Source organism: Robertmurraya sp. FSL R5-0851 (genome assembly GCF_038002965.1).
Lineage (GTDB): Bacteria > Bacillota > Bacilli > Bacillales > Cytobacillaceae > Robertmurraya_A > Robertmurraya_A beringensis.
Map to the genome: position 1 here is coordinate 413,449 of NZ_JBBOOE010000002.1, position 22,703 is coordinate 436,151.

23 protein-coding genes and 1 pseudogene are annotated in these 22,703 nt (G+C 37.2%); 6 read left to right on the forward strand and 18 right to left on the reverse strand.

Going from position 1 to position 22,703, the window contains the following annotated elements:
• Positions 1–267: 267 nt before the first annotated feature.
• The 5 genes from MKX65_RS26265 to MKX65_RS26285 all read right to left on the reverse strand — a co-directional run bounded on the left by MKX65_RS26265 (position 268) and on the right by MKX65_RS26285 (position 4,292).
• Positions 268–990: a YwmB family TATA-box binding protein gene (locus tag MKX65_RS26265; RefSeq protein WP_160549846.1), complete on the reverse strand. Its 723-nt coding sequence runs from the start codon at positions 988–990 to the stop codon at positions 268–270.
• A 139-nt stretch (positions 991–1,129) separates the two neighbouring features.
• The gene (locus MKX65_RS26270; protein WP_340906795.1) at positions 1,130–1,261 is read right to left on the reverse strand and encodes a hypothetical protein; all 132 of its coding nucleotides are present in this window, start codon (positions 1,259–1,261) and stop codon (positions 1,130–1,132) included.
• 12 nt (positions 1,262–1,273) lie between these two features.
• Positions 1,274–3,637 (reverse strand): heavy metal translocating P-type ATPase, encoded by a 2,364-nt coding sequence (locus MKX65_RS26275; RefSeq protein ID WP_340906796.1) that lies wholly within the window; start codon positions 3,635–3,637, stop codon positions 1,274–1,276.
• An 85-nt stretch (positions 3,638–3,722) separates the two neighbouring features.
• Positions 3,723–3,929: a copper chaperone CopZ gene (copZ, locus tag MKX65_RS26280; protein WP_340906797.1), complete on the reverse strand. Its 207-nt coding sequence runs from the start codon at positions 3,927–3,929 to the stop codon at positions 3,723–3,725.
• Between the two features lie 15 nt (positions 3,930–3,944).
• Positions 3,945–4,292, reverse strand: coding sequence for a metal-sensing transcriptional repressor (locus MKX65_RS26285; protein ID WP_160548478.1), 348 nt, complete (start codon positions 4,290–4,292; stop codon positions 3,945–3,947).
• A gap of 346 nt (positions 4,293–4,638) precedes the next feature.
• On the opposite strand from MKX65_RS26285, the gene MKX65_RS26290 reads away from it, so the two are divergent.
• On the forward strand, positions 4,639–5,556 hold the full coding sequence (locus tag MKX65_RS26290; RefSeq protein WP_340906958.1) for a plastocyanin/azurin family copper-binding protein: 918 nt from the start codon (positions 4,639–4,641) through the stop codon (positions 5,554–5,556).
• A gap of 97 nt (positions 5,557–5,653) precedes the next feature.
• Here MKX65_RS26290 and MKX65_RS26295 read toward each other — a convergent pair.
• From MKX65_RS26295 to MKX65_RS26305, 3 genes and pseudogenes are all read right to left on the reverse strand, one after another.
• Positions 5,654–6,039: pseudogene (locus MKX65_RS26295) on the reverse strand (RidA family protein).
• 32 nt (positions 6,040–6,071) lie between these two features.
• Positions 6,072–7,358, reverse strand: a complete 1,287-nt coding sequence (locus MKX65_RS26300) for a cation:dicarboxylate symporter family transporter (RefSeq protein WP_160548476.1) — start codon at positions 7,356–7,358, stop codon at positions 6,072–6,074.
• A 29-nt stretch (positions 7,359–7,387) separates the two neighbouring features.
• The gene (locus MKX65_RS26305; protein ID WP_340906800.1) at positions 7,388–8,536 is read right to left on the reverse strand and encodes a threonine synthase; all 1,149 of its coding nucleotides are present in this window, start codon (positions 8,534–8,536) and stop codon (positions 7,388–7,390) included.
• Between the two features lie 138 nt (positions 8,537–8,674).
• On the opposite strand from MKX65_RS26305, the gene MKX65_RS26310 reads away from it, so the two are divergent.
• Both MKX65_RS26310 and MKX65_RS26315 read left to right on the forward strand, forming a co-directional pair.
• Positions 8,675–9,547 carry a LysR family transcriptional regulator gene (locus tag MKX65_RS26310; protein WP_340906801.1) on the forward strand — a complete coding sequence of 291 codons (873 nt, stop codon included), beginning with the start codon at positions 8,675–8,677 and terminating at the stop codon, positions 9,545–9,547.
• A gap of 105 nt (positions 9,548–9,652) precedes the next feature.
• On the forward strand, positions 9,653–10,930 hold the full coding sequence (locus tag MKX65_RS26315; protein ID WP_340906802.1) for an IS110 family transposase: 1,278 nt from the start codon (positions 9,653–9,655) through the stop codon (positions 10,928–10,930).
• Positions 10,931–11,495: 565 nt separating this feature from the next.
• Here MKX65_RS26315 and MKX65_RS26320 read toward each other — a convergent pair.
• From MKX65_RS26320 to MKX65_RS26350, 7 genes are all read right to left on the reverse strand, one after another.
• Positions 11,496–12,119: a nitrite reductase gene (locus MKX65_RS26320; RefSeq protein WP_445677973.1), complete on the reverse strand. Its 624-nt coding sequence runs from the start codon at positions 12,117–12,119 to the stop codon at positions 11,496–11,498.
• A 330-nt stretch (positions 12,120–12,449) separates the two neighbouring features.
• A complete protein-coding gene (locus tag MKX65_RS26325; RefSeq protein WP_340906959.1) occupies positions 12,450–12,821 on the reverse strand; it encodes an urease accessory protein UreH domain-containing protein in 372 nt (123 codons plus the stop codon).
• Between the two features lie 169 nt (positions 12,822–12,990).
• Positions 12,991–14,244, reverse strand: a complete 1,254-nt coding sequence (locus MKX65_RS26330; protein WP_340902419.1) for an IS4 family transposase — start codon at positions 14,242–14,244, stop codon at positions 12,991–12,993.
• Positions 14,245–14,389: 145 nt separating this feature from the next.
• Entirely contained in the window at positions 14,390–14,779 is a 390-nt protein-coding gene (locus MKX65_RS26335; RefSeq protein WP_340906804.1) for an urease accessory protein UreH domain-containing protein, read from the reverse strand.
• Positions 14,780–14,816: 37 nt separating this feature from the next.
• Positions 14,817–15,635, reverse strand: a complete 819-nt coding sequence (locus MKX65_RS26340; RefSeq protein ID WP_340906805.1) for a C39 family peptidase — start codon at positions 15,633–15,635, stop codon at positions 14,817–14,819.
• Positions 15,636–15,728: 93 nt separating this feature from the next.
• Positions 15,729–16,241 (reverse strand): VanZ family protein, encoded by a 513-nt coding sequence (locus MKX65_RS26345; RefSeq protein WP_340906806.1) that lies wholly within the window; start codon positions 16,239–16,241, stop codon positions 15,729–15,731.
• 231 nt (positions 16,242–16,472) lie between these two features.
• Complete coding sequence (locus MKX65_RS26350; protein WP_340906809.1) at positions 16,473–17,939, reverse strand: UDP-N-acetylmuramoyl-L-alanyl-D-glutamate--2,6-diaminopimelate ligase; 1,467 nt, start codon at positions 17,937–17,939, stop codon at positions 16,473–16,475.
• Positions 17,940–19,023: 1,084 nt separating this feature from the next.
• On the opposite strand from MKX65_RS26350, the gene MKX65_RS26355 reads away from it, so the two are divergent.
• Positions 19,024–19,368: a hypothetical protein gene (locus MKX65_RS26355; protein WP_340906810.1), complete on the forward strand. Its 345-nt coding sequence runs from the start codon at positions 19,024–19,026 to the stop codon at positions 19,366–19,368.
• 175 nt (positions 19,369–19,543) lie between these two features.
• Here MKX65_RS26355 and MKX65_RS26360 read toward each other — a convergent pair whose 3' ends face one another.
• Genes MKX65_RS26360 through MKX65_RS27240 form a run of 3 tightly spaced genes read right to left on the reverse strand, consistent with a single transcriptional unit; the run spans position 19,544 to position 20,937 of the window.
• Positions 19,544–19,669 (reverse strand): hypothetical protein, encoded by a 126-nt coding sequence (locus tag MKX65_RS26360; RefSeq protein WP_263479876.1) that lies wholly within the window; start codon positions 19,667–19,669, stop codon positions 19,544–19,546.
• Positions 19,670–19,714: 45 nt separating this feature from the next.
• Entirely contained in the window at positions 19,715–20,614 is a 900-nt protein-coding gene (locus tag MKX65_RS26365; protein WP_040344397.1) for an IS3 family transposase, read from the reverse strand.
• A gap of 11 nt (positions 20,615–20,625) precedes the next feature.
• Positions 20,626–20,937 (reverse strand): transposase, encoded by a 312-nt coding sequence (locus MKX65_RS27240; protein ID WP_016205489.1) that lies wholly within the window; start codon positions 20,935–20,937, stop codon positions 20,626–20,628.
• A 164-nt stretch (positions 20,938–21,101) separates the two neighbouring features.
• On the opposite strand from MKX65_RS27240, the gene MKX65_RS26370 reads away from it, so the two are divergent.
• Positions 21,102–21,227 carry a hypothetical protein gene (locus MKX65_RS26370; protein ID WP_340906811.1) on the forward strand — a complete coding sequence of 42 codons (126 nt, stop codon included), beginning with the start codon at positions 21,102–21,104 and terminating at the stop codon, positions 21,225–21,227.
• 353 nt (positions 21,228–21,580) lie between these two features.
• Entirely contained in the window at positions 21,581–22,696 is a 1,116-nt protein-coding gene (locus tag MKX65_RS26375) for an IS4 family transposase (RefSeq protein ID WP_160549960.1), read from the forward strand.
• Positions 22,697–22,703 lie beyond the last annotated feature (7 nt).

Below are 22,703 nucleotides of genomic sequence, written 5' to 3' on the forward strand. Positions count from 1 at the left end.
TGAGGTTATGGTTTTTTGATTTAAATTTATACTCGAGCAGGAAGATAAAGATTGAATTGGGAAAAAGTAATCGATTAAAACCTAAGCAGTGACAGCTCGTTTTCCTTTTGAAAAGACAATCTATCAAAGCCATATTTTAAGTCTAGGGAGTTTTCGGTCACTCTAATACTCTTTGCTCTCCTACTATGCCGCGAATAATTTAACTTTTAAATCTATTAAGATCATTCGAGTTCCAATAACATACTCTTGTTTAACTAAATTTTCATCTTAATACTCCACGGTAATAATAGGACTACCAATAGTTAGATTTATCTTAGATTCGTCTACATTTTTTCTTAGTGCCAACTGTAGATTCATTTTTTTATGATTGGCAGTAGGAAGGAAATATTCCCAATTGTCATTAAAAGCTGAAATCGATACAAAATCTTCTTCTTTTAAGCTTTCGACTTGAACCGATGAAAGTTCGTCCAATAATAAATTCGCTTTCTCGTTTAAGTCGGTCATTCCTGAATCACTTAATTTTGCCTTTACAGTAAAAAATACATCCTTTTTGTTGTTCAACTTTTGAAGAATGTCAAAATAGGTATTCTCCGACCACTTTTTACTTGTATAGCTATATGTCTGTAGAACTTTGTATCCTTCTCCAGATTTATATGCGGTTAATGTTATTAGTTCCTTTTCCTTTACGTTTTCTACAGCACTGCCAGTAATTTTTATATGGTGTTCCTTCGAATCATCTTCAATCCATTTGAAGTTAGGATAATCCTGCTTAAGGCTTGTTTCCATCTTTCTATATTCTTTTAGTGTTTTTATGAGTTCCGTTTCCTCACTATAATAAATTGTCCACTCACTAATAATGCCTTTAGCTTTTTTAATGGTATTAACTGTACTAATTACTTTTTCCTCTTGTGCTTGAACCTCACGATATTTTCCATAAAAGCTAAACAATAGAACTAATCCTATAAAAATTAATAGTAATGATTTTTTCATTTTTCTTCCCCCCTGCCCATCATTATGGGCAATCTAGTAAAATATATACCTGATAATCTAATAAAAAAATATTTCCTCATAAAAAAACAGGTCCTTTAAAAGGACCCGTTGTAACAACAATATAGTTAAATCTATACTTTTATTTATCTTCCATTTGCATATTGGAATGATCCGCCTCATCAGTAGGCTCCCCTGCAATAGAAGAGTATGCGTAGTATGCCCCAACAACAACCACAAGATAAACTAGTGCTGAAATTACCCATTTTTTCATATACACTTCTCCCTATAATTTTACTCGTTGCAAACGTAATGCATTGAGAACTACTGACACAGAACTGAAGGCCATTGCCGCTCCTGCAAGCCAGGGCGCCAAGAAACCTAAAGCAGCTATTGGGATTCCTAGAGTATTATAGGCAAATGCCCAGAAAAGATTCTGTCTAATATTTCGAATGGTCTTCTTACTCATAAAGATAGCATCTGCAATGCTGTTAAGATCTCCACGTATAAGAGTTATATCCGCTGCTTCCATCGCCACATCCGTACCTGTTCCGATTGCCATCCCAATATCTGCTATGGCAAGTGCAGGAGCATCGTTAATGCCATCTCCTACCATGGCTACTTTCTTGCCTTGTTGCTGAAGTTTTTTTACTTCCTCGGCCTTCCCTTCTGGCAATACTTCTGCAATGACATTTTCGACCCCAGCCTGCTTTGCTATGGCTCTGGCTGTTTCCTGATTGTCACCTGTAATCATAATAACTTCAAGACCCATATCTTTTAGGCGCTGGATTGCTTGGGTTGATGTTTCTTTTATTGTGTCTGCCACCGCAACGATTCCAGCGTAATTGCCTTCTATGGCTGTTAGCATAGCTGTTTTCCCTTGCTTTTCTAAATTTCCCATAATGGGTAAAATATGATCTACATCTACATTGTATTTTTTCATCAAACGACGAGTCCCGACAAGGATCTCTTTTCCGTTAACAATCGCTTTTATTCCGAATCCTGGAATAGCTTCAAATTCTGAAACCTCTGCAAGACTAATGTTTTTTTCTTTTATCCCTTCTACAATTGCCTCGGCAAGTGGGTGTTCTGATTGTTTCTCTGCAGTTCCCACTAGTGTTAAGAATTCCGTTTCATTTAAATCAGTGATTACATCCGTTAAAACCGGTGCACCGTTTGTAATAGTTCCTGTTTTATCTAAAATAACCGTGTCAATTCGGTGGGTCATCTCTAAATGTTCCCCGCCTTTAAATAAAATTCCAAACTCTGCAGCTCGGCCTGAACCCGCCATTATGGAGGTTGGAGTTGCAAGACCAAGGGCACAAGGACATGCTATAACAAGAACGGCAATCAGTTTTTCTAATGCCTCTGCAAAATTCCCCGGTGCCACCCATATATACCACACGAAAAATGTCACAACTGCAATCCCGACAACAATGGGAACGAAAATCCCCGAGATGGAATCAGCTAGACGTTGGATTGGTGCTTTTGAGCCTTGAGCTTCTTCCACCACCTTGATAATTTGGGCAAGAGCTGTATCTTTGCCAACTTTTGTGGCTTTAATTTTGATAAATCCATTTTTATTAATTGTTGCACCTATTACACTATCGCCAACAGTCTTATCGATAGGAACACTTTCACCTGGTTTAACGAACACAATATCCCCTGCAACTACTTCTTCAAGGGGAATTTCAATTTCTTCCCCTTCACGTAAAACTTTAGCTGTTTTTGCTTGTAAACCCATCAACTTCTTAATCGCTTCTGAAGAACGACCTTTTGCTTTCGCTTCAAATAACTTCCCTAAAATAATTAATGTAATTAGAATTGCACTTGTTTCGAAATATAATCCAACTGAATGAACATCTGTACCAAGCGTTTCAAATGCAAGGTAAACACTATAAAAATAAGCTGCTGAAGTACCAAGTGCTACTAGGACATCCATGTTGGCACTAAAGTTTCTTAACGCTTTATATGCCCCTACATAAAACTGCTTTCCGATATAAAACTGAACAGGAGTTGCTAAAGCCATCTGGACCCAAGGATTCATAAGCGCATCTGGTACATAAATAAACGCTGTAAAGCTGAAATGTCCTACCATGGCCCACAGGAGTGGCAGGGAAAGTATCAGCGAAAAGATAAATTTCCCCTGCTGATTTTCTATTTCTTTTAAGCGCTGATCCACTGTTTCCTTTTCGTTTTCATTGGTTTTTACTGTAGCACCATAGCCTAATTTATCTACTTTTTCAATCATGTCCTTTGTAGTCACAATAGAAGGATTATATTCTATTGATGCCTTTTCAAGTGCAAGGTTAACATTCGCATGGATAACACCATCAAGTTTATTTAGACCTTTTTCAATGCGGGTGGCACAAGCTGCACATGTCATCCCTGTCAAGACAAGTTCAGCCTTTTCAGTTATTACATCGTAGCCTAGATCTTGTACTTTTTTCTGAATTTCAGCAGGGCCCATTTTAGTTGAGTCATATTTAACAGTGGCCTTTTCTAATGCTAGATTAACGTTAGCGTCCTTAACTCCTTCCATCTTTTTTAAACCTTTTTCAATTCGGGTCGCACAGGCCGCACAGGTCATTCCCGTGATTTGAAATTGGTCCTCAGATACTTTTTCTTTTACAAGAACATTTTCACTCATATACACAACTCCTTATACCTATACAGGGTATGTTTTTGTGAAAAAGAGAGAGTGCTATAACATAATAGCACCTCATCTTTTTGTATTATTCAACGTCGTAACCTTGGTCATCAATTGTTTCTTTAATAGTATTAAGAGAAACTTCACTTGCATTATATTCTACATCCACTTTACTATCTTCAAGGTTCACTTTAACTTTAGAAACTCCTTTAAGTTCCCCTACACTTCCCTCAATAGTTTTTACACAGTGACCACATGACATACCTTGAACATTTAATGTAATTTTTTCCATCGATAACATCTCCTTTTATTTTTTCATTAATTTTTGAACCGTTACTAGTACTTCGTCTAACACTTCCATATCACCCTCTTGAATCCTCTCCACAACGCAGTTTCTTAGGTGGCCTTCAAGAAGAATTCTTGCAACACTATTTAAAGCGGACTGAGTAGCCGCAATTTGAGTAATGACATCATCACAGTAAGTATCTCGTTCAATTAACCCTTTAATACCTCGAATTTGACCCTCAATACGATTTAAGCGGCTAACCAAATTCTTCTTCACTTTATCAGAATGATGGCTTTTTCTGTCACTCGTACAGCAGTCATCTTCTGTGATTTCTGGATCGTCTTTCAACAATTCATTTTCCATAATCATTACCTCCTTGAGTTCATTATATTATACCCCAGTATAGTATGTAAATAGGTGAATTTAATATTTTTTGTTTAAAGAAGTATCTTCAGCAAGTAATTAATTCCTCTGTCAGTCAAATTCATTTGTATGATGTCTTCCTCGTAATTATATTCTTTATATTTTTCATACAATTATATTCCCATTCATATTAATCCATGGTTTCGCTCTTATGAATTCTTTTTTGTCCTTTTATCAATTATTTAGAAACTACTAAAGATATGTTCATCTGTTTTTCATTAAATATAAAGAATTTGGTATGGCTTGTACGGCTTAGTCATATCATTGTAGCAATACAGGAGGGTTGAATGTGATGAACATTTTTTATTATTTTGTATTAGGTACACTTGTTTGTATTATCCTTTTGGCTACATTTTTGTCTTTTTATTTTCGGAACAGACTAAAAAACATGGCTGGCATGGTTTTATCCATGACTATAGGAATGAATGTGGGTCTAACGGCCGGATTGCTATTCGGAACTATGTTACAAGGAAATTTGTATCTTTCTACCCTCTTAGCTATACTAGCTGGTGTTATTGGAGGAGCTATTTGCGGTCTTGGATTTGGGGTTTATGCCTTTTTAGAAGGTCTAATGGCTGGTCTTATGGGTGGCATGATGGGTGCGATGCTAGGAGAAATGGTTTCAACAGTACAGGCGCACACCCTCATTAATATTTTTCTTACCCTTTCAGTTAGCTTCTTGTTATTATTTCCTGCACTAAGAATTCAGGCTAAAACAAAAGAAATAGCTAACAGAATATGGTACACCAAACCTGCGTTTGCCTTTCTTATCCTCTCCGGTATGTTGATATTCGGCAGTCAGTTCAGTAAGGTACAAGTCCAGTCAGAATCAAATATATCCAAACCAGAGGATAAGTCTCAACAACCGAGTGATATACAGCCGGAAAATGCTATGATCCGTGTTCAGGTAGCTAATTTTCTTTATAACCCTCAAAAGATCATCGTAAAAGAGGGAGAACAGACTTCCATTACATTGGATAACCTTGATTCTGTTGAGCATGATATTGAAATTAAAGAGTTTCCTGTTGAGAAAACTGAAGTGGGGCATGCGGGACATGGAGAAAACAGTCCAGATTTCCATTTACATGCACCTGCAAAAGACACGACAACATTAGTTTTTACTCCGTTACAGAAAGGGACGTATGAGTTCTATTGCACCATCCCGGGTCATAAAGAAGAAGGAATGACAGGTGTTATCGTTGTAATTTAAATTGTTTTGTAATTCATTCTAAAATCTAAACAACTTAAAAAGCTCTGTTGTGAATACCATCGCAACAGAGCTTTTATTCTTATCAGGCTTTTCTTAATTATCTATTGTTATTCAAAAAGGCTATTGCCTCTAGTTTTATTGCCACATCTCTTGGTAACCGTGAAACTTCAACACATGAACGTGCAGGACGATGGTCTCCAAAATAAGAAGCATAAACCTCATTAATCTTCGTAAACTCATTAAGGTTGGTATAAATACTGTTACTTTTACCACGTCGTTTAGACATGCTCCCCCACCCTCTAAGACTGCTCGGAGATTATTGAATGCCTGGTGGGTCTGCTCTATTATATTCCCATTTATTATTTCTCCTGCTGGTGTTAATGGTATTTGTCCGGATGTAAACAAAAAAGAACCAACTTGATAGGCCTGAGAATATGGGCCAATTGCCATAGGAGCGCGGTTAGTGTGAACTTCTTTCCCCATATTTATTTCTCCTTTTTATTTTATATTTGTAACTATGCCTTTAAGGTCTCATTAGACTGTACTACCTCGGGTATCTTATTCATACGCCTATCAATGACACTCGCACATACCGCATCTCCTAAGACGTTGACTGAGGTTAAAGGCATATCTACCAATCTCCAGAGCCCTAATATAATAGCGATTCCAACACCATCAATAGGGAGACCCACTGCTAGAAATATCATAGAAAGTGATACAATTCCACCACCTGGGATTGCTGGTGCTCCAACCGAGGCTAAAAGAGATATTAAAATGATTGTAAGGTATTGCATGAGTCCAAGTTCTATGCCATTCAGTTGAGCTACGAATACGGCTGCAACACCATGGCTCAAAGACGCACCATTCATGTTCATTGTCATCCCAAGAGGAAGGACAAAAGCACTGACATTCTTGGATATTTTTAATCCTTCTTCACAACAACTCTTAGTAATTGGTAACGAAGCTGCACTACTGCTTGTAGCGAATGCTGTGCCCATAGCAGGAATCATTTGACGTAAAAATGCAACTGGACGTAAATTAGAAAAGAAAGAAATCATAGAACCATAGGTGAGTACCACGTAGATTACCAAACCAAGGACAATAGACACTACATATTTTGCCATCGAACCAACCAAATCAAGACCAGCAGTCCCCATAGCTGTAGCGACAAGTGAAAAGGCAGCAAAAGGTATGACTTTCATAAAAATAAGAACCAGTTTCATCATCACTTCATTTAATTGTGAAATAAAGTGTTTTATTGTTTGACCTTTTTCTCCAACAAGGGCCAATGCAATACCAAAAAGCAAGGAAAACGTTAGAACCTGTAACATGTTTCCTGAAGCCATCGCTTCGATTGGATTACTAGGTATAATGTCTAGTAACGTTTCCCTTATTGTTGGTACCTCTTCTGATCCAGACGTGGAACTACCATGCCCCCCATTTTCCCCTTGTTCTAAAGAAGCAGTATCGGGTAACTGTACGTTTTTACCAGGTCCTACTGCTATAGCCGTTAAAATTCCAATTGTACACGCAATAATAGTGGTAATGACAAATAATGAAATGGTGGTTAGCCCCATTTGACCAAGTTTCTTAGGAGTCCCTGCAGACGCAATACTGGTAACCACTGCTGAAAAAACTAATGGGACCACTACCATCTTAATTGCCTTAATAAACAATTCACCAACAGGAGCGAAAATGTAGTTATTTAAGATTTCGTAAATTCCAGGTGTGTATATGCTCAATCCCAATCCTGTTAAAATACCCAGTAAAATAGCTATTAGTGTTCTGGTGGCTAATTTCATTCTTTTTCCCCCTTTTATAAAAATGCTATTTATACTCCTTTATAACCGTGTGATGTAAGCATAAGAAGAACCTTGTCATTTTTATTGATTTCTCCCAATTTAATCAATTTTGATGCTGCCGGCCAGGTGACCGCCGCGGAACCTTCGAGAAATAAACCTCTTTTTGCTAAGTCCTTTTGTGCTTGTTCTACTTCAATATTAGGAATAGAAACGGCTCCTCCACCTGATGAATTAATAGCGTGCATCGCTTGGTAGGTAACTGTATTTCCTCCAATTGAAGGCATTTGACTGGAATCCCCTTTAAATTCCTCTCGATAGTCACTTCCTTGAAGAACTTGTGAAAGACGAGGAAAAGGTTCTACTGCATATAAACGAGGAATTGAATTAATCCACCCCATTCGCTTTGCTTCTATAAACCCTTCCCATATCCCCCATAGCAGGTCACCTCTCGTGCAAGGGATGATAATTGCAGTTGGCAAGTTAGCTTTCATTTGCTCAACAATTTCAAAAGCAACTGTAACATATCCTTGAACACCGAACAGATTGCTTCCTACTGGAGGGGAGCTGTAGTTTGTAGCAGGATAGGCCCCCTCATTCTCTACTTGATTTCTTATTACCTCCCATCTTTCCTTTGAATTGGATACTTTGATAATCTCTGCCCCTGAAGTACGAATTGCTTTCTCCCAGATTCGGCCAATTTTTGGTGTGGTCACAATTTTGCATTGCAGACCACCAGCTGCTGCATAGGCCGCCAAAGACGCACCTGCATTTCCACTTGAAGCAGCGACAACTGTTGTTCGTTTTAGTGAAGCAGCCCTTGCAACGATAAGAGGGCTCATTCTATCTTTGTGGGATCCTGTTGGATTTTGTCCTTCATTTTTCAACCACAACTCAGGGATACCTAATTCATCCGCCAGTCCTTCCAAATGAATGACCGGCGTTCCCCCTTCACCGAGGGTGGGAAATGAGCGGTAGGGTAATCGGTCGATATATCGAAACATCCCCCTTGCTTTTTGATCGATATCCCATGAATTCTTGTAGTCAAACAGAATCTTTAAACTGGCAGGGTACCCATCATCTAAACAACGGGGACACCCTTTAAAGTAATCATCCGGTTCCAAGTGATGTTCACACCTAATGCAAGTGAGAGCTTTTATAAGACCATTCCAATCGTACACCTTATCCCTCCTGTGATTAATTTTAATATTTTGAATAATTAGAATTAATGTTAATCTTAGAGAAAGTGAATGAATTTGTAAAACGAATATTTTAAATATGTATTATCAAGATTTTAAATAAGTGAAGGAGGCATTTTAATGGATATTGATCAACTAAGAGCTTTTGTTCTTGTTGCAAATACGAAAAGTTTTACTCGAACCGCAGAACTTTTAAACGTTGTTCAATCAACTGTTACAACTAGAATACAAATGTTAGAGAGGCACATTGGAAAAGAATTGTTTGAAAGAGATAAGCGAAACATTAAACTAACGGAGGCAGGAATTATTTTTCTCCCTTATACAGAGAGAATATTGGAACTTACTGATGAAGGAACAAAGCTTGTACAAGTAGAAAACAGCTATAAAAATCATATCGTTATAGGGACAACTCATGCTTTATGGGATTATGTATTATTCGAAGCAGTAGATGCATTCCAAAAATCACAGTCAGAAACCTCACTTGGGATGATCACTGAACATTCCAATATTATTATCAGAAAAATGATTGACGGCTTAATTGATATGGCAATTGTCTTCTATCCTGTCAATCATACGAAAGTTACGATGGAGCTAATTATTGAAGATACTTTTATTTTGGTAGCTAATCCTCAATTTGGATTTAAGAAACCTCTTGTCCTACCAGAGGACTTACGTAATCTATATATTCATTTAGACTGGGGTGGGTCTTTTTCAGATTGGTTTAGTAAGATCACTTCGAATCAACTAAATTACCAACTACAGGTTGACCATGTTTCTCTTCTTCTGAAATTTTTACATTCCAGACATGGTGTCGGTTTTCTTCCCAATTCTGTAGCAAAGCGTCTAATATCTGAAGGGAAAGTTATTAATGTTCCATTTGAAGCAAACGTTCCTGTTCCGAGCAGATCTATTTATTTGCTGAAAAGGAAACAATCATCTACATATAGCAACATGGAGGTACTTTCAGATTATATTAAGGAGCATTCCTGTTAGAAGGATTTTCGGGGACTTGAACAAAAAAGAGCCCTCTTGGTATGATACGGGGTGTCAAATCTGCAGAATTGACCCCTAACTTAGTTAACCAAGGAGGACTCCAAATTGGATTTTAAACAAAATCAGAAAATAAATCAAGTCACCGAAAGAACACTTGTTGTAGGAATCGATATTGCCAAGAGCACGCACTACGCTTGCTTTGTGGATGACCGTGGACGAGTGCTCCGTAAGTCATTCTCTGTATCACAATCTAGAGATGGTTTTGAGCTTTTCTATCAACGGGTTTTGGCCGCAATGAAAGAAAATGAAAAAACAGAAGTGATTGTTGGTATTGAACCAACAGGCCATTACTGGCTCAACTTAGCTTATTTTTTAGAAGAGCGAGGCATTCCACTTGTCATGACGAATCCAATGCACGTCAAGCGTTCAAAGGAATTGGATGATAATCTGCCAACGAAACATGACCGTAAAGATGCGCTCGTCATCGCTCGATTAGTTAAAGACGGACGCTTTAGCTATCCACGTATCTTAAAAGGTATGGAGGCTGAACTTCGTGCTGGATCAACGTTTAGAAGTAAGTTGACAGAGGAATTAGGTGCTGTCAAAAACATGATGATACGCTGGTTAGATCGCTATTTTCCTGAGTTCACTCAAGTCTTTCCGACATTTGGCAAGATGGCGATGGCCGCACTAGAATGTACCCCATTTCCGAGTGATCTTCACCAGAAACAAGCTGATGAAGTTTTATCTCTTTATCGAAAGGTCGATGGGTTAAAATCCCCTCAAAAACCAAAAGCAGTGCGCCTTATTGAGATCGCTGCTAGCTCTATTGGAGTAACAGAAGGACACGAGATGGCCCGTATTGAAATCACCACGCTTGTCCGCCGTTACCATCAACTAGAACAAGATATCGAAAGTATTACGCAACACTTAGTTGAGCTTGTAAAAACATCTGTAGAATATGAATGGCTCTCAACGGTTCCGGGGCTTGGAGACACAACTATCGTTGATCTTTTAGCTGAAATCGGTAGCTTTTTACATTATCAAGATCCACGCCAACTAATCAAACTCGCGGGATTAACGTTACGTGAAAATTCCTCCGGTCAGCACAAAGGACAAAAACGCATCTCCAAACGAGGAAGAAGAAAGCTGCGTGCCCTCCTTTTCCGAGTGATGATGCCCATGATTCGCCATAATGAGGCCTTTCGCAAACTGCATGAATATTACACAACTCGTACGGTTAATCCGTTACGTAAGAAGCAATCCATCGTGGTTCTATGCGGGAAACTACTAAAAGTATTACACGAAATCAGCACGAAGCACAAAGCGTTTGACGCACAGCGAATGATGAGGGATATTCCCAGTCTCGTAGAGGCTGCTTAAAACCCTACATCCCCTTAAAAGAACTAGACAACAGGATGACACGGAGAAGCTGGCATTATTTTCACCATTCGACCTAGAGTCCCTAAAGGAGCTTCGCTAGCCTCTGCCTTATGACTAGACCGAACGAAGGAATGTAGGCACACAGATGCCCAGAGACATGGGAGGGTACGTCATCATAAGCTACGCAGAGATCCATTGTGCATCGTATATTTCACCAGCACTACTTACCACTATTCTCCAGTAGTGACCGCGTAGCGTACCCATAGGATGGAATAGATTCACATATTATCAAAATACTGTTAAAGGTCATGTCGAAAAATATTTTTTTGACACTCAACCAACGGCTCAAACCGTTGATAAATCAATATTTATAGAGGGAGGTTTTCTAAGTTTTTAATCGAGGACACCATGTTCTCCTTATTATCAATAAAAAGGCCAAGGAGAGAGAGTTCACTCCTCCATGGCCTATTGAAATCTATATAAAATGGTGACAATTATTAAAAACAAAAATCTGTTTCTAGGGGATTGGCCAGCTTTTCTAAATAGATAGATGCCCATTGGTTTTCTATTGGTTAATACTAGCCAAAAGTTCGTCTGCCCCAAATCTTTTTACAAATTTATGAAAGGCTTCCCGTTTCTTTCCTTGCTCATTATAAAGATTAATAATCTTATCAATCGCTTGATACAGTTCATCAGGTGGAAGTTGTTCCATTAGCAATATCCCAGCTTCCGCGTCTTTACCTTTTGATTTTCCTCCAACATAAAGGCTATAGGAATCTTTAATTTTCATGACTCCAATATCATTAATCATTGGTTCACCACATCCAATTGGACAACCGGTGTAGGCAGGTTTTAACGTAAAAGGTACATGTTTTCCTGCAATCCGCTTATTTAGTTCAATGGCAACCGGCATCCCCTCTTCTTCAGCGCCTTTACAAAAATTACAGGTTCGTAGACTTTTCACATAATTCCCAACTGGGTAACAGCTTAAGCCTGCTTCTTCAAATTCAGCAATTATTTCTGTTTTTCTTTCTTCTGGAATTTCAATGTATAATTGCTGGAATGTTGTGAGCTCAAGCTCCTCCCCTTCCTCCAGATATTTTGCTAAAACGATCAGTTGCTTGGCGGTTAGCTTTGCACCGAATTTGATTCCTCCGTTGACCGCAATTTTAATCTTTTTATCACTCATCATGGTAGTTCCCCTTTCTTAACCCTAAGTTATTTAATAATTCCTTTTTTAACTTTTAAGCTTTAATTTTAAAGACTAAATTCCACTTTCGTCCTATGTTTTAGGGTACCCCTCTATAGTATAATTTATCCTTTTACCGAATGTAAATAGGTGTTAATAAAAGTTTTTCTGGTTAGTACGGGAGATTACTAAATTTACTATGGGGCGTTTAAGGTAAAAAAAGGCATAAACTCGGTACAATACCGCGTTTATGCCAACCACATTCCGCTTAAAGAGAAAAACAGTCTAACTTTATAGGGGAACTTCAGCTTCAGATGGCTCTTTATCCAATTAAATCCCCCAATAAGTTAATGTGTCCAGGACTCCAATTAAAAGCATGACTACTCCCGCCAACCTCTGAACGAATAACCCCAATTTTCTTCCGTTCTTTTTCAACAATTTACCACTTAAATCAAAATACCATATTAAGAAGATGGAAAGGATTAAAGGGATCGATGTACCTACAGCAAAAATAGCTGGAAGAACTGGTCCGTAGGGTACAGCTAGTGCGATAGGCATTAGAGTGATAAAAAACAATACAAACATTGTCGGGCAGAAGCCAAGGGTAAAACTCACGCCCATCAAAAATGCCCCTATCTTACCTTTTTTCATAAATTTATTTGGAATATTTCCTAAGGTTAGAGAACTTCTGAATTTTATTATTCCAAGCCATTAGCGTTGCATAAAGATTTTTGAAACTTGTCAAATTGGATTTTTATGGGTGAAACTACAAATAATTGAATATTCAGATATATTGTTTTATCCGGAATTTAAAAAGATTGATAAGGATATAAGAAGTAGTCCTTATCCACAATTGGTAAATTATTTCCTTTTAGTATTGGTAAAGTGGGTCAAATGTTAAATCGTCTAGGTGATCCACCTCACCTTCGTCAAATTGGCGTACAATCAATGCGAAATCTTTTTCCCAATCATATTTTCTTCGTCCTTTTGAGTGTCGGGATGGTTTCTGGAAAAGAGCACGAATAAATGCATCAAGCCCTTCATAAAGACAAGTTTCTAAAGTCCTTTTCAGCCCTAACAGGCTGCCATCGTGGCTGACTCTAAATTGAAGTAATACTTCAAGACAATATGTGATCAAGGCAATCCAGATTTGATTATAGACAGCATTTTCACTTTTTCCAAAGAAGGATTTGATCTTCAGATGTTGTTTCATCCATTTAAAAAAAGTTTCTATTTTCCAACGATATCGATATAAATCTCCGATTTCTTTGGCAGTAAGGTCAAAACAACTAGTAACGATAATAACAAGATTTCCTTCTTGATCTTTAGTTTTGATTAGGCGTAGGGTGTGCTGCATCTTCGTACCATTTTGTGCATTTCCAAGATATACCTCAGCATCTTGATAGATCAAATTTTCGGGATCGGGTGATTGTTCGCTTAGTACTTCAATTTCGGCGTTTTTCTTAAGTCTAGTAATAAATCGAACGCCTTCCAGGCAGTACTTATCGAATTGCTTGTAATCCACATATCCTCGGTCAAAAAGGTAAAGAGCATCAGGATCAATCTCGATTAGTTCATTCATTTGGGTCCGGTCAGCATGTTTTGCCGGCAATAGAACGGCTTTATCAGGGATTGTTAAATCTTTGGTCACAACGACCCGTAAATGCAGTCTAACGCCGGCCTTTGTTTTGCGAAACTTTGCCCATGGATACTGCGATATGGACATACTCATTGTCGATGAGTCAATCACATGAAGACGTCCAATATCTCGAACAATCGGAGATTGTTTCATTTGGGACTGAATCATAAAAACAAGATGGTGTAAGATCTTCTCAAACAACTTCGGAGATAGATCACACTGTTTTCTGGAAAGCTGAGATGTACTAATGCCATCCATATTCAGGTGAACCTGAAGTTCTTTCTTATCTTTCGAATGCTTGGATAGATGGGTTAAACTGTCTAATTCATTGATTTGTGCCAAGATGAGTAGCTGCAAAAATTTATATGCCGTCAGTTTCTTAACATACTTGTCGATGTCCACTACATTGATTAATTTAGTAAAAGTTTGTTCATCTAATACTTTTAGTAGTTCATTAATTGTGGTTTTTGTGTTATCCTTGTCCATGGGATTCTCCTTATATTTAGGGATTTGGACAGGACTACCAAACCTAATTATAAGGGGTTTTTTTATACCCAAGAAGACTTGTATTTACCATATTTTCAATAAAATTACAGATACCTTTCCGTAAAAATGTCTTGACAAATTTAATTTAAATAAATGCAAAGCTAATGATTCCAAGCATAAAAAATCCGATAATGATTAGTAATGGTCCAAAAGATTTTCTTACCCAGGGAAAAAGCATTGTTAACGTTGATTTGGCCTCATTCCCCACAACCCAAACGATTAGACCCAATAAGGCGAACACAACGATTTTCCCTAAGATAAAAAAGAGAACCTCCCTCCAAGCGAGCCCTTTTTGAACCGATTGATTCCCATATATCGTAATAGCACCCAAATTACCTGTAAATTGACAGGGTGCTAACGCTCCTACAAGGCCCAAAATTAAAGCAGACAGGAGAGGAATACCCTCCGTTTCTCTGAAAATGTTGATTAATGGTTGGCTAAATAAGTTACTAATCTGACTAAATATCTCGTACATAAAAGCTTCCCCCCCTTTTATTCTGAGTTTTTACAGCCTATTTACTCCCTTCTATCGTGTTAGCATCAGGAAGAAGACTGATGGCCTGACTTCCCATCTGCTTCCACGCTTCTATAAATGGATCCTTTGGCTTCGCTAGATTCTTAATACCTGTGATGGGATCATTGAAGTAGATGTATTTATTATCGTAACCTGTTATTAATACAGAATGTTCTTTATAGGTAATCTTCACTTCTCCACTAGGTGTCTTCCAAGTTTCAAAGGCATTTTCAGAGAGTGGTTGATAAGTAGTATTGATAATTACCCAAACTGGAATTTCAAGTGACAAATAAGTTTTCAATTCTTCGAAATTTCTCCCTGTAAGGTCAATAATTTGTCCGGGAAGAAATTCTTCTGCTAGCTTTTTAATAGGTTTATGATACACTCCATAACCGGGATTGCTGTATGAATACATATCACCTATGTATCCATCATTGGGGTTTCCCCAATATATCGTTCCATTTTCTTTTTTCAAGGGAGTAGTATTCTTGATAACTCTTTCCGCCAGTTCCATTTTTCCAATATCGATACCTTTATACTGGAGAAGCATTGCGAGACTAGTAACCTCACATCCTCTCGGAAGCTCCGGAAATTGTTTTACAATTGGAGCATCCAACAACACATTCTCCTTTATTTGCACAACTAAATTATTCATACCAGATGCTTTTACAGTTTCCACCTTATTATCCTGAGAAATTCTATCTAGTAGGTTCCTCACTCCTCCCTCATTTTTAATTATGGCAAATAGAAAATAACTGATCGCTGAAGCAACAATGATTAAAATCGATAATGCTATTTTTCCTACTCTTTCCCCCAAGATAAAATCTCCTTATAACTTATTTCGCAATAAAAATAACCAAGCCGAGTTACACTAGTAAACTAATAAATTCAACCTCTTAAACCAATATTTCTACTTTATTTGAACCACTCGTTTAAAAACAGGGTAAATTAAAAAACCAATTAATACTCCTGTAAAGTTTAGAATCAAATCGTCAATGTCAAGGTTTCCACGGTGGGAGAAATATTGAAGGACTTCAATTATAGAGATAAAAATAAGAGGACTAAATATAATATTCAAAACGGATAAATTATGCTTTTCTCTCCTAATCATTAAAAATAAACCAAAGGGAATGGTCAAACATACATTAGCTGCTAAATTATAAAATGAAATAAATGGGTTTACCTTGCCTGAAAAATAAAATTGAATGGTACTAAACGGTATTAAATTAAAATTCCCATAATATTGTTCAGTCGGTCGATTAAAAAGAAGCAGCCCCAGACTGGCTGAATAAACAATTAATAGTAGAAAAATAATATACAAGGATACAACCATCTTCTCGTTTCTAACAAAGCATACAATAAAGTATACAAGTAAAGTGATTCCGATCCAAATAACCAGGATAACGACTTCATGTAGATACATGAATAATTGCATCAAAAATGGCAGTGAAAGTAAAAACATACACTGTGAAAATATTAGCGAACGTAAGAATGATTTTCGTATATTCCCCACCCCATCTTATCTTCTTCATCCTTCCAAAACGAAAAGTGTATTAATATTCTTGTTAAGCCTATCAAGATAAACAAAGACAGCATGATTAGCTTTTTTAAATACATACTGTCTATCATTAGGCTTAAGGCCATCAGTCAAATTCTATCGCTCAATAAATTTAACTTTCTTTGTAAATAAATATTTAATTGTATCAGCATCAGTATCAGTAGGCAAAGAGAAATCCTCCTTATAGGATTCAGGCCCCTTCCCGGTTATAATAATGCAAGAATTTTTATCAGCATGTTCCCACGCATACTCAATAGCACTCGTCCTATCCGTTATTATACGTGCCTTTCCCTTTCCCCACTTAACGGCTAATTCGTTCAATTCTGTCTTCATTTTTTTAGCTGAAACACCGTTTAAATCGTCAAAAGTCAAAATGATCTCATCACAGTAGAATGAGGATATATCCATCATTTGTTTTCTCTTCGAAACGTCTTTGTTTCCTCTGAATCCGAAAATATGAATTATTTTTTTATTTTCCCGTCTCTTAACTGTTTCCAAGAAGTTCTCAATCCCATCCGGTGTATGTGCATAATCAACTACAAAAGATATACCCGAATGATGTTGATAAACTTCATAGCGTCCAGGAACCCCTGGGAATGTTTCGATTGCTTCACAAATTAATTTCATACCGACTCCCATTCGTCGAGCCAACAGGATGGCGGCCATTGCATTTTCTCTATTGTAGGCTCCCGGCATGGATAATTTAATGTTCCATATCTCATCTTTCCCTTTTTCTTGAATGATGAAATCGGAGTCTAGCTGTTCATTGAAAGTCAGTAACTGAAGATCATCCGTTGCCTGGTGTCCGAACGTGTAAACAGGTATCTCTCTACATCTGAGTCTTTCAATCATCTTTAAACCCCAGGGACAACGAGAATTTATGATTGCTGCTCCATTGGATCCCAAGCAATCAAACAGTTTAGATTTGGTTTCAAAATACTCGTTAAGGTCCTTATGATAATCCAAATGATCCTGAGTCAGATTCGTAAAAAGACCAAACTCAAATTCAATACCCTCAACCCGTTTTTGATCAAGACCATGTGAGGAAACCTCCATAACTACACTTTCATCATTACTTAAACTTAATAACTTGTTTAACTCCAATGAACTGGGGGTCGTTGCGGTGGAAACTAACTCCTGCCCATTTATGTAATTGGAGACTGTACTGATCAAAGAACAAGACTTTTCTGCATATTGTAATATATATTTCACCATATAGGCCGTTGTGGTCTTGCCATTAGTCCCAGTTATTCCTATCATTCTGTGCTTTTTCGCTGGAAAGTTATAAAAGCTTGCTGCTAACCTTCCTAACGCTTCCCTGGAATCAGCCACGCGAAAATATGGTATAGGCAAAGATAAAAGGTCTTCTTCTCCAACGATTGCCGAAGCTCCCTTTGAAATGGCCTCACCAATATACTTGTGTCCATTATTGGTGAATCCCCTTATTGCAATATAAATATCTCCCTTTTGAACCAAACTCGATTGAAATTGAATACTATTGATTTCAATATCAGGTTTGATTTCAGTTCCAATTAAAGGGAACATAAGCTGGTTTAGCTTCATTTACAAACACCGACCTCCTAATTCAGTTAATTCTAAGTTGACTTGATAGATTACGTTTCTATATTATCGACCCCATTGAGATTTACTTTCTACCAATTCAGAAAGATATATCTTTGGTTCGTTCTGCTAAAGTCAGTTCCCTTAACTTCCTAAAACGCTTTTAAGCACATAAGACCATTTTTACCCTGGTCGTAATCACCCTAAACTGCATAAATTCTGCAATTTTTCTATCTTTCAGGTTCATTTTTTCACACATTCAACTGTGCCTTTTATGAAGACATAAATAAAGATAAGAAGAAAGAGTTAGTCATTATCTTGACTAAGGGTTATGGTACAGGTGCCTTAATAGAAGAAGCTTATGTTTATAGAAAATGAGGATGTTATAGGGGTTGAAATAACATAAATAAACCTAAACCCCTTCTTACTTCTTTGAAAGCCAATTATTCAATAACAATTTTTTCTCAAACATAATCACAAAAGCAATACTTTCTTCTAACTCTTTTGGCTAGATACTAGGTAAAATATTTAATAAATACGGACCAATAATAAAGGTAACTAAATACTTTAGTTACCTTTAATTCTTTAGTGTTAGTATCAGATCCACTTTAACAATTAATCACACATGTATAGTAGAATAAAAATGTCGAGATATTGTGCAAAAAATACTTTTTTTTCAAGAATGTCTAAATTTCTATTTTCATTTGTCAAAATAATTACCCACTAGTTGTAATTGAATTAAATAGTATTCAACATTACCGGACTATACGAAATAAACTCTTTGGTGAATATGAAGGCGCTAGAAGGATCCGAAATATAAATAAACGGCAACATTTTTTGAAAAAACGGCTTGGCCGTAGTAGATAAATTGAATTCGTGGAGGATCAGAATAAAGCGTACAGAATATATCGTTTAAAAAAGTTTGAGGATGTGGGTTTACACCATGATAGTAATCTAATTGCAGTTTTAATAATAGTTCTTTATTTGGTGTTTGTTTCTTTTTGACGTATTGGGGATTTAAACGTGTTTTAAAAGGGCTTAAACAGTATTTTTATAAATTAAAGATTACATTGAATGGAGAAATAGAATGATATATTTCAGTACAAAAAGGCTATTTCTTATATTTTTTATAATTGGAATCGCAGCATTGCTATTATACATAAATACTATCGTTAATCCGAGTTACAACAATGACACTTATTCTCTCTTTGTTTCTATCGTCTGCTTGTCTATAGCAACCTACACCCTAACCGGTTTATTGGGCATTAATCGCAGAATCAAACAATTAGAAGATAAGAAATGGCAAGAGGAGTTTAGAGAAGATAACAAAGAAGAAATTGAAAGTATAGCCCGGCAAATTCGCTTTTCTGAAAAAAAAAAGTTAAACCTTCCCAGGAAGAAACAGAACTGCAAAAATTTGATCAGAGCATGAAAGCAGCTGAAGCCAATTGGAAAGGCAAAAGTAAGAATGAACGTAACCCATTTGAACTTTATATGGCTAAGGAACATACTCTTAAAGTGTACAAAAAGATCGCAAATATATGCGGATTAACCCCCGAATTTTGGACAATAACTCTCTTATTCTTTCATTTCCTCAGTTTTTTATTTTATAGATTTCTTTCATTATTCTTCAAAAAGGCCATGTTGCTTGACATGGAGCCTCTGCGGGCATGATTCTCCTGCCAAGAAGCCAGCTGTTTTACAACATTGGCATCGCCGAACGAGGCTATCATGCCCGCCACTCCAAATCAAGCTGATGCTTTGAATGAATACATCCATTACACCCGAACCTCCTTGATCACCAATGAATCTTGTTTTTGATAGAATTCCTTTGGTGACAAATCTAGTATACTAGAATGCATACGTCTCTCGTTGTAGAACTCCATAAAATTCATGACTTCTTGATATGCTTCTGTGTAGGTTTCAAACTGCCATCTGGATAGGCAATCGTCCTCAAAAATGCGATGGAAAGACTCAATATGAGCATTCATATTTGGTGTTCTTGGTGGAATTCTTTCGTGCTCAATTTTGGAATCTTCACAAAACTTTTCAAAAGTATGGGAAATAAACTGCGGTCCATTGTCTGTTCGGATTACAGGTTTTTCCAATTCGTCATATTGTTGGCGTTTTAATAATGCCCTTTTCAGTGTCTGTTTGACATCATCTCCAGTGCAGCTTAATCCCATATGATAGGTAATGATGCCCCTGTCATAAACATCGATGATGGACATGACAAAGAAAAAGCGATCCTCACCTTCGATAAAGCCATATTTAATGTCAGCTTCCCATAGCTGATTAGATCTTGTAATAATGCGATTTCTTGCTAGTTTCCTAGGGTATGAGACTTTCTTTTGGCGCTGTGGGCGTAAGATGCCCAATTCTTTACAAATCCGGTATACTTTTTTCTTGTTAATTTTAAGTTTGTATTTTCGCCTTAAGACCTTAGTGAGTTTGCGATAACCATAGTTATAGCAATCACCGGCAATCTCTTCTAGTAGAAATTCTTTAATCTGTTCGTCTGATATCTTTTGACCGTCCTCTTGGATCGAATAACCTGGTGCTGGACGTCCCTCACTTACTTTTTTCTCCTCAACACGATAATTCTTTTGATAATAGTATGTGGATCGAGGAATACCTATGATTTTAAGCACCTTTGAAATCGAGTAGCCTTTTTGAATCCATTTGTTAGCTACTTCATGCTTTTCAGCAAGTGAGGGTTTTTCTTTTTTATAAGATCCCTCAGGATCGCTATTTCAAGGTCTTTTTCACCTAATAACATTTTAAGTTTTTCATTTTCTTTGGATAATTCTTTGGAGTCTATATCTGGCAGCACAGCCACATCTACTTCACCAAATTTACCATCTTTGTATTCACGAACCCAGCGACTAACCATATTGGGATTCAGATCATACCGGCGAGCTACAAGGGTATTCTTCCCTGTGTCTTGGGCTTCCTTGATGACTTGTAATTTAAATTCTTTAGAATGTTTTATTCGTTTCATGATGTCAGCCTCCTTGGTACATTAAGCAGTATAATAAATATTACTCTTATTGTCCAAGTTCATTTTGGGGCTTATGAGTATGGTCAATCTTTGTTTTGGGATATACCGCTTTTTACATACTTAATCTATCGATTACTGATATCCCCTTCTTAGTGTTTTATCTTATGGTGTTGGTTGTCTTTATTGCTCTATCTATTATTGGTTTAAAGAAATCTAGACAGTTACAAGAGTTACGACAAGAACTATATCCAAAAGTGTTAAATGACCTTATTAAGATAGTTGAAGAGTAGAATTGAAAAAAGCGGATATCTCATTATGGTGAGTACATCCGCTTTTACTTTTTTATTAGAAATTCTCCTTAACTAACCTCAAAGGATTGCTGAAGTTAAATGGTCTAACGTTTCCCTTCCCTCTTCCGAATCAAGGAAAAATACTTTCAAATCATCTAAGGTAAAAAAAGTGGTCTCTACTTTAGATTCATAGTTTGGAACATCTATTATAGGTCACTAGTGTTGCACTAATTTAATTTCAATATTAAAAAGACTCAAAATCTTCACTAATTTTATTTTGTGCAAAGAAAAAGTCCTTTATAATGGATAAGTCAGGTGGTAACCCGTCCAAATCCACTAAAAAGGACACACGCATGGACAAGATTACACGAAAAACTTCATTTGGGCAATGGTTTTCAGCCATGAATCTTCAATTAATTGAAGATCAGGTGAAAATCAAGAAATTAGACTATTATACAAAAAAGTTAAGGACAGAGTCCTTCCTGAAACTGCTGCTCTTTGCGCAGCTAGTTGAAGTCGAGAGCCTGCACGCTCTTGGTGATTGTCTTTTTGACGAACAGCTTCAAAAGGGAATTGAACTAGATTCGATCAGTATTTCTCAGTTATCTCGACGGTTAAACAGCTTAAATCCAGATCTGTTTCAACTTCTTTTCCTCGATTTAGTGGGGCGGATTCACGCCAAAACCCACTATACAAAACTGGTTATGCCTTTGAAAATCATTGATTCGAGTACATTGCCACTTAATTTGACGAATCATCGGTGGGCAAAATTTCGGAAAACTAAAGCAGGCGTAAAGTTACATCTTCGTCTTGTCTTCATGGAAAAGGGATCTTCCTATCCGGAAAAAGCCGTCATCACCAAAGCCAGTGAACATGACCGAGGTCAGTTGGAGGTTCTGGTCGATGACAAAGAATGCATGTATGTGTTTGACAGAGGATATCTGGACTACGAGCGCTTTGACCGTATGACGGATGATGGATACTTTTTTCTCTCTAGACTACGCAAAAACGCTGTGATCCGAGAAGTCAGTGATTTTCCATTACCTGATGATTCATCTGTTTTGTCTGATCAAATGGTGTTGCTCGGAAGCACACAAAACCGTACAGAGAATTACTTCCGTCTTCTAAAAGTGGCTGATTCAAAAGGGAATCTGCTTCACCTCATCACAAACCGTTTTGATTTGAGCGCAGAAGAAATTTCAGAGATGTACAAGGCCCGCTGGGCCATTGAACTTTTTTTCAAATGGATCAAGCAGCACTTAAACATCAAAAAGTTCTACGGCCAAAGCGAGTGGGCGATACAGAATCAGGTGTTCATCGCGTTAATCGTCTATTGTCTCAATGTTCTCGCGCAGATCGAGACGGACAGCAAGAGGAAAATTCTGCAGATTAGCCGATATTTAAAGGCAGCATTGTGGAAGCCGGCTACGATCTGGATTCGAAAAATAGAAGGAAAGGCTGTTCCTTAATCAGCCA

Bases quoted from the DNA above. Each gene is read 5' to 3' on its own strand.
- MKX65_RS26330 (WP_340902419.1), bottom strand. From the start codon at position 14,244: ATGGACAAGGATAACACAAAAACCACAATTAATGAACTACTAAAAGTA.
- MKX65_RS26355 (WP_340906810.1), top strand. From the start codon at position 19,024: ATGATATATTTCAGTACAAAAAGGCTATTTCTTATATTTTTTATAATT.
- MKX65_RS26320 (WP_445677973.1), bottom strand. From the start codon at position 12,119: ATGAGTGATAAAAAGATTAAAATTGCGGTCAACGGAGGAATCAAATTC.
- MKX65_RS26345 (WP_340906806.1), bottom strand. From the start codon at position 16,241: ATGTATCTACATGAAGTCGTTATCCTGGTTATTTGGATCGGAATCACT.
- MKX65_RS26275 (WP_340906796.1), bottom strand. From the start codon at position 3,637: ATGAGTGAAAATGTTCTTGTAAAAGAAAAAGTATCTGAGGACCAATTT.
- MKX65_RS26335 (WP_340906804.1), bottom strand. From the start codon at position 14,779: ATGTACGAGATATTTAGTCAGATTAGTAACTTATTTAGCCAACCATTA.
- MKX65_RS26300 (WP_160548476.1), bottom strand. From the start codon at position 7,358: ATGAAATTAGCCACCAGAACACTAATAGCTATTTTACTGGGTATTTTA.
- MKX65_RS26360 (WP_263479876.1), bottom strand. From the start codon at position 19,669: ATGATAGCCTCGTTCGGCGATGCCAATGTTGTAAAACAGCTGGCTTCT.
- MKX65_RS26270 (WP_340906795.1), bottom strand. From the start codon at position 1,261: ATGAAAAAATGGGTAATTTCAGCACTAGTTTATCTTGTGGTTGTTGTT.
- MKX65_RS26290 (WP_340906958.1), top strand. From the start codon at position 4,639: ATGAACATTTTTTATTATTTTGTATTAGGTACACTTGTTTGTATTATC.
- MKX65_RS26370 (WP_340906811.1), top strand. From the start codon at position 21,102: ATGGTGTTGGTTGTCTTTATTGCTCTATCTATTATTGGTTTAAAGAAA.
- MKX65_RS26285 (WP_160548478.1), bottom strand. From the start codon at position 4,292: ATGATTATGGAAAATGAATTGTTGAAAGACGATCCAGAAATCACAGAA.
- MKX65_RS27240 (WP_016205489.1), bottom strand. From the start codon at position 20,937: ATGAAACGAATAAAACATTCTAAAGAATTTAAATTACAAGTCATCAAG.
- MKX65_RS26350 (WP_340906809.1), bottom strand. From the start codon at position 17,939: ATGAAGCTAAACCAGCTTATGTTCCCTTTAATTGGAACTGAAATCAAA.
- MKX65_RS26375 (WP_160549960.1), top strand. From the start codon at position 21,581: ATGGACAAGATTACACGAAAAACTTCATTTGGGCAATGGTTTTCAGCC.
- MKX65_RS26310 (WP_340906801.1), top strand. From the start codon at position 8,675: ATGGATATTGATCAACTAAGAGCTTTTGTTCTTGTTGCAAATACGAAA.
- MKX65_RS26265 (WP_160549846.1), bottom strand. From the start codon at position 990: ATGAAAAAATCATTACTATTAATTTTTATAGGATTAGTTCTATTGTTT.
- copZ (WP_340906797.1), bottom strand. From the start codon at position 3,929: ATGGAAAAAATTACATTAAATGTTCAAGGTATGTCATGTGGTCACTGT.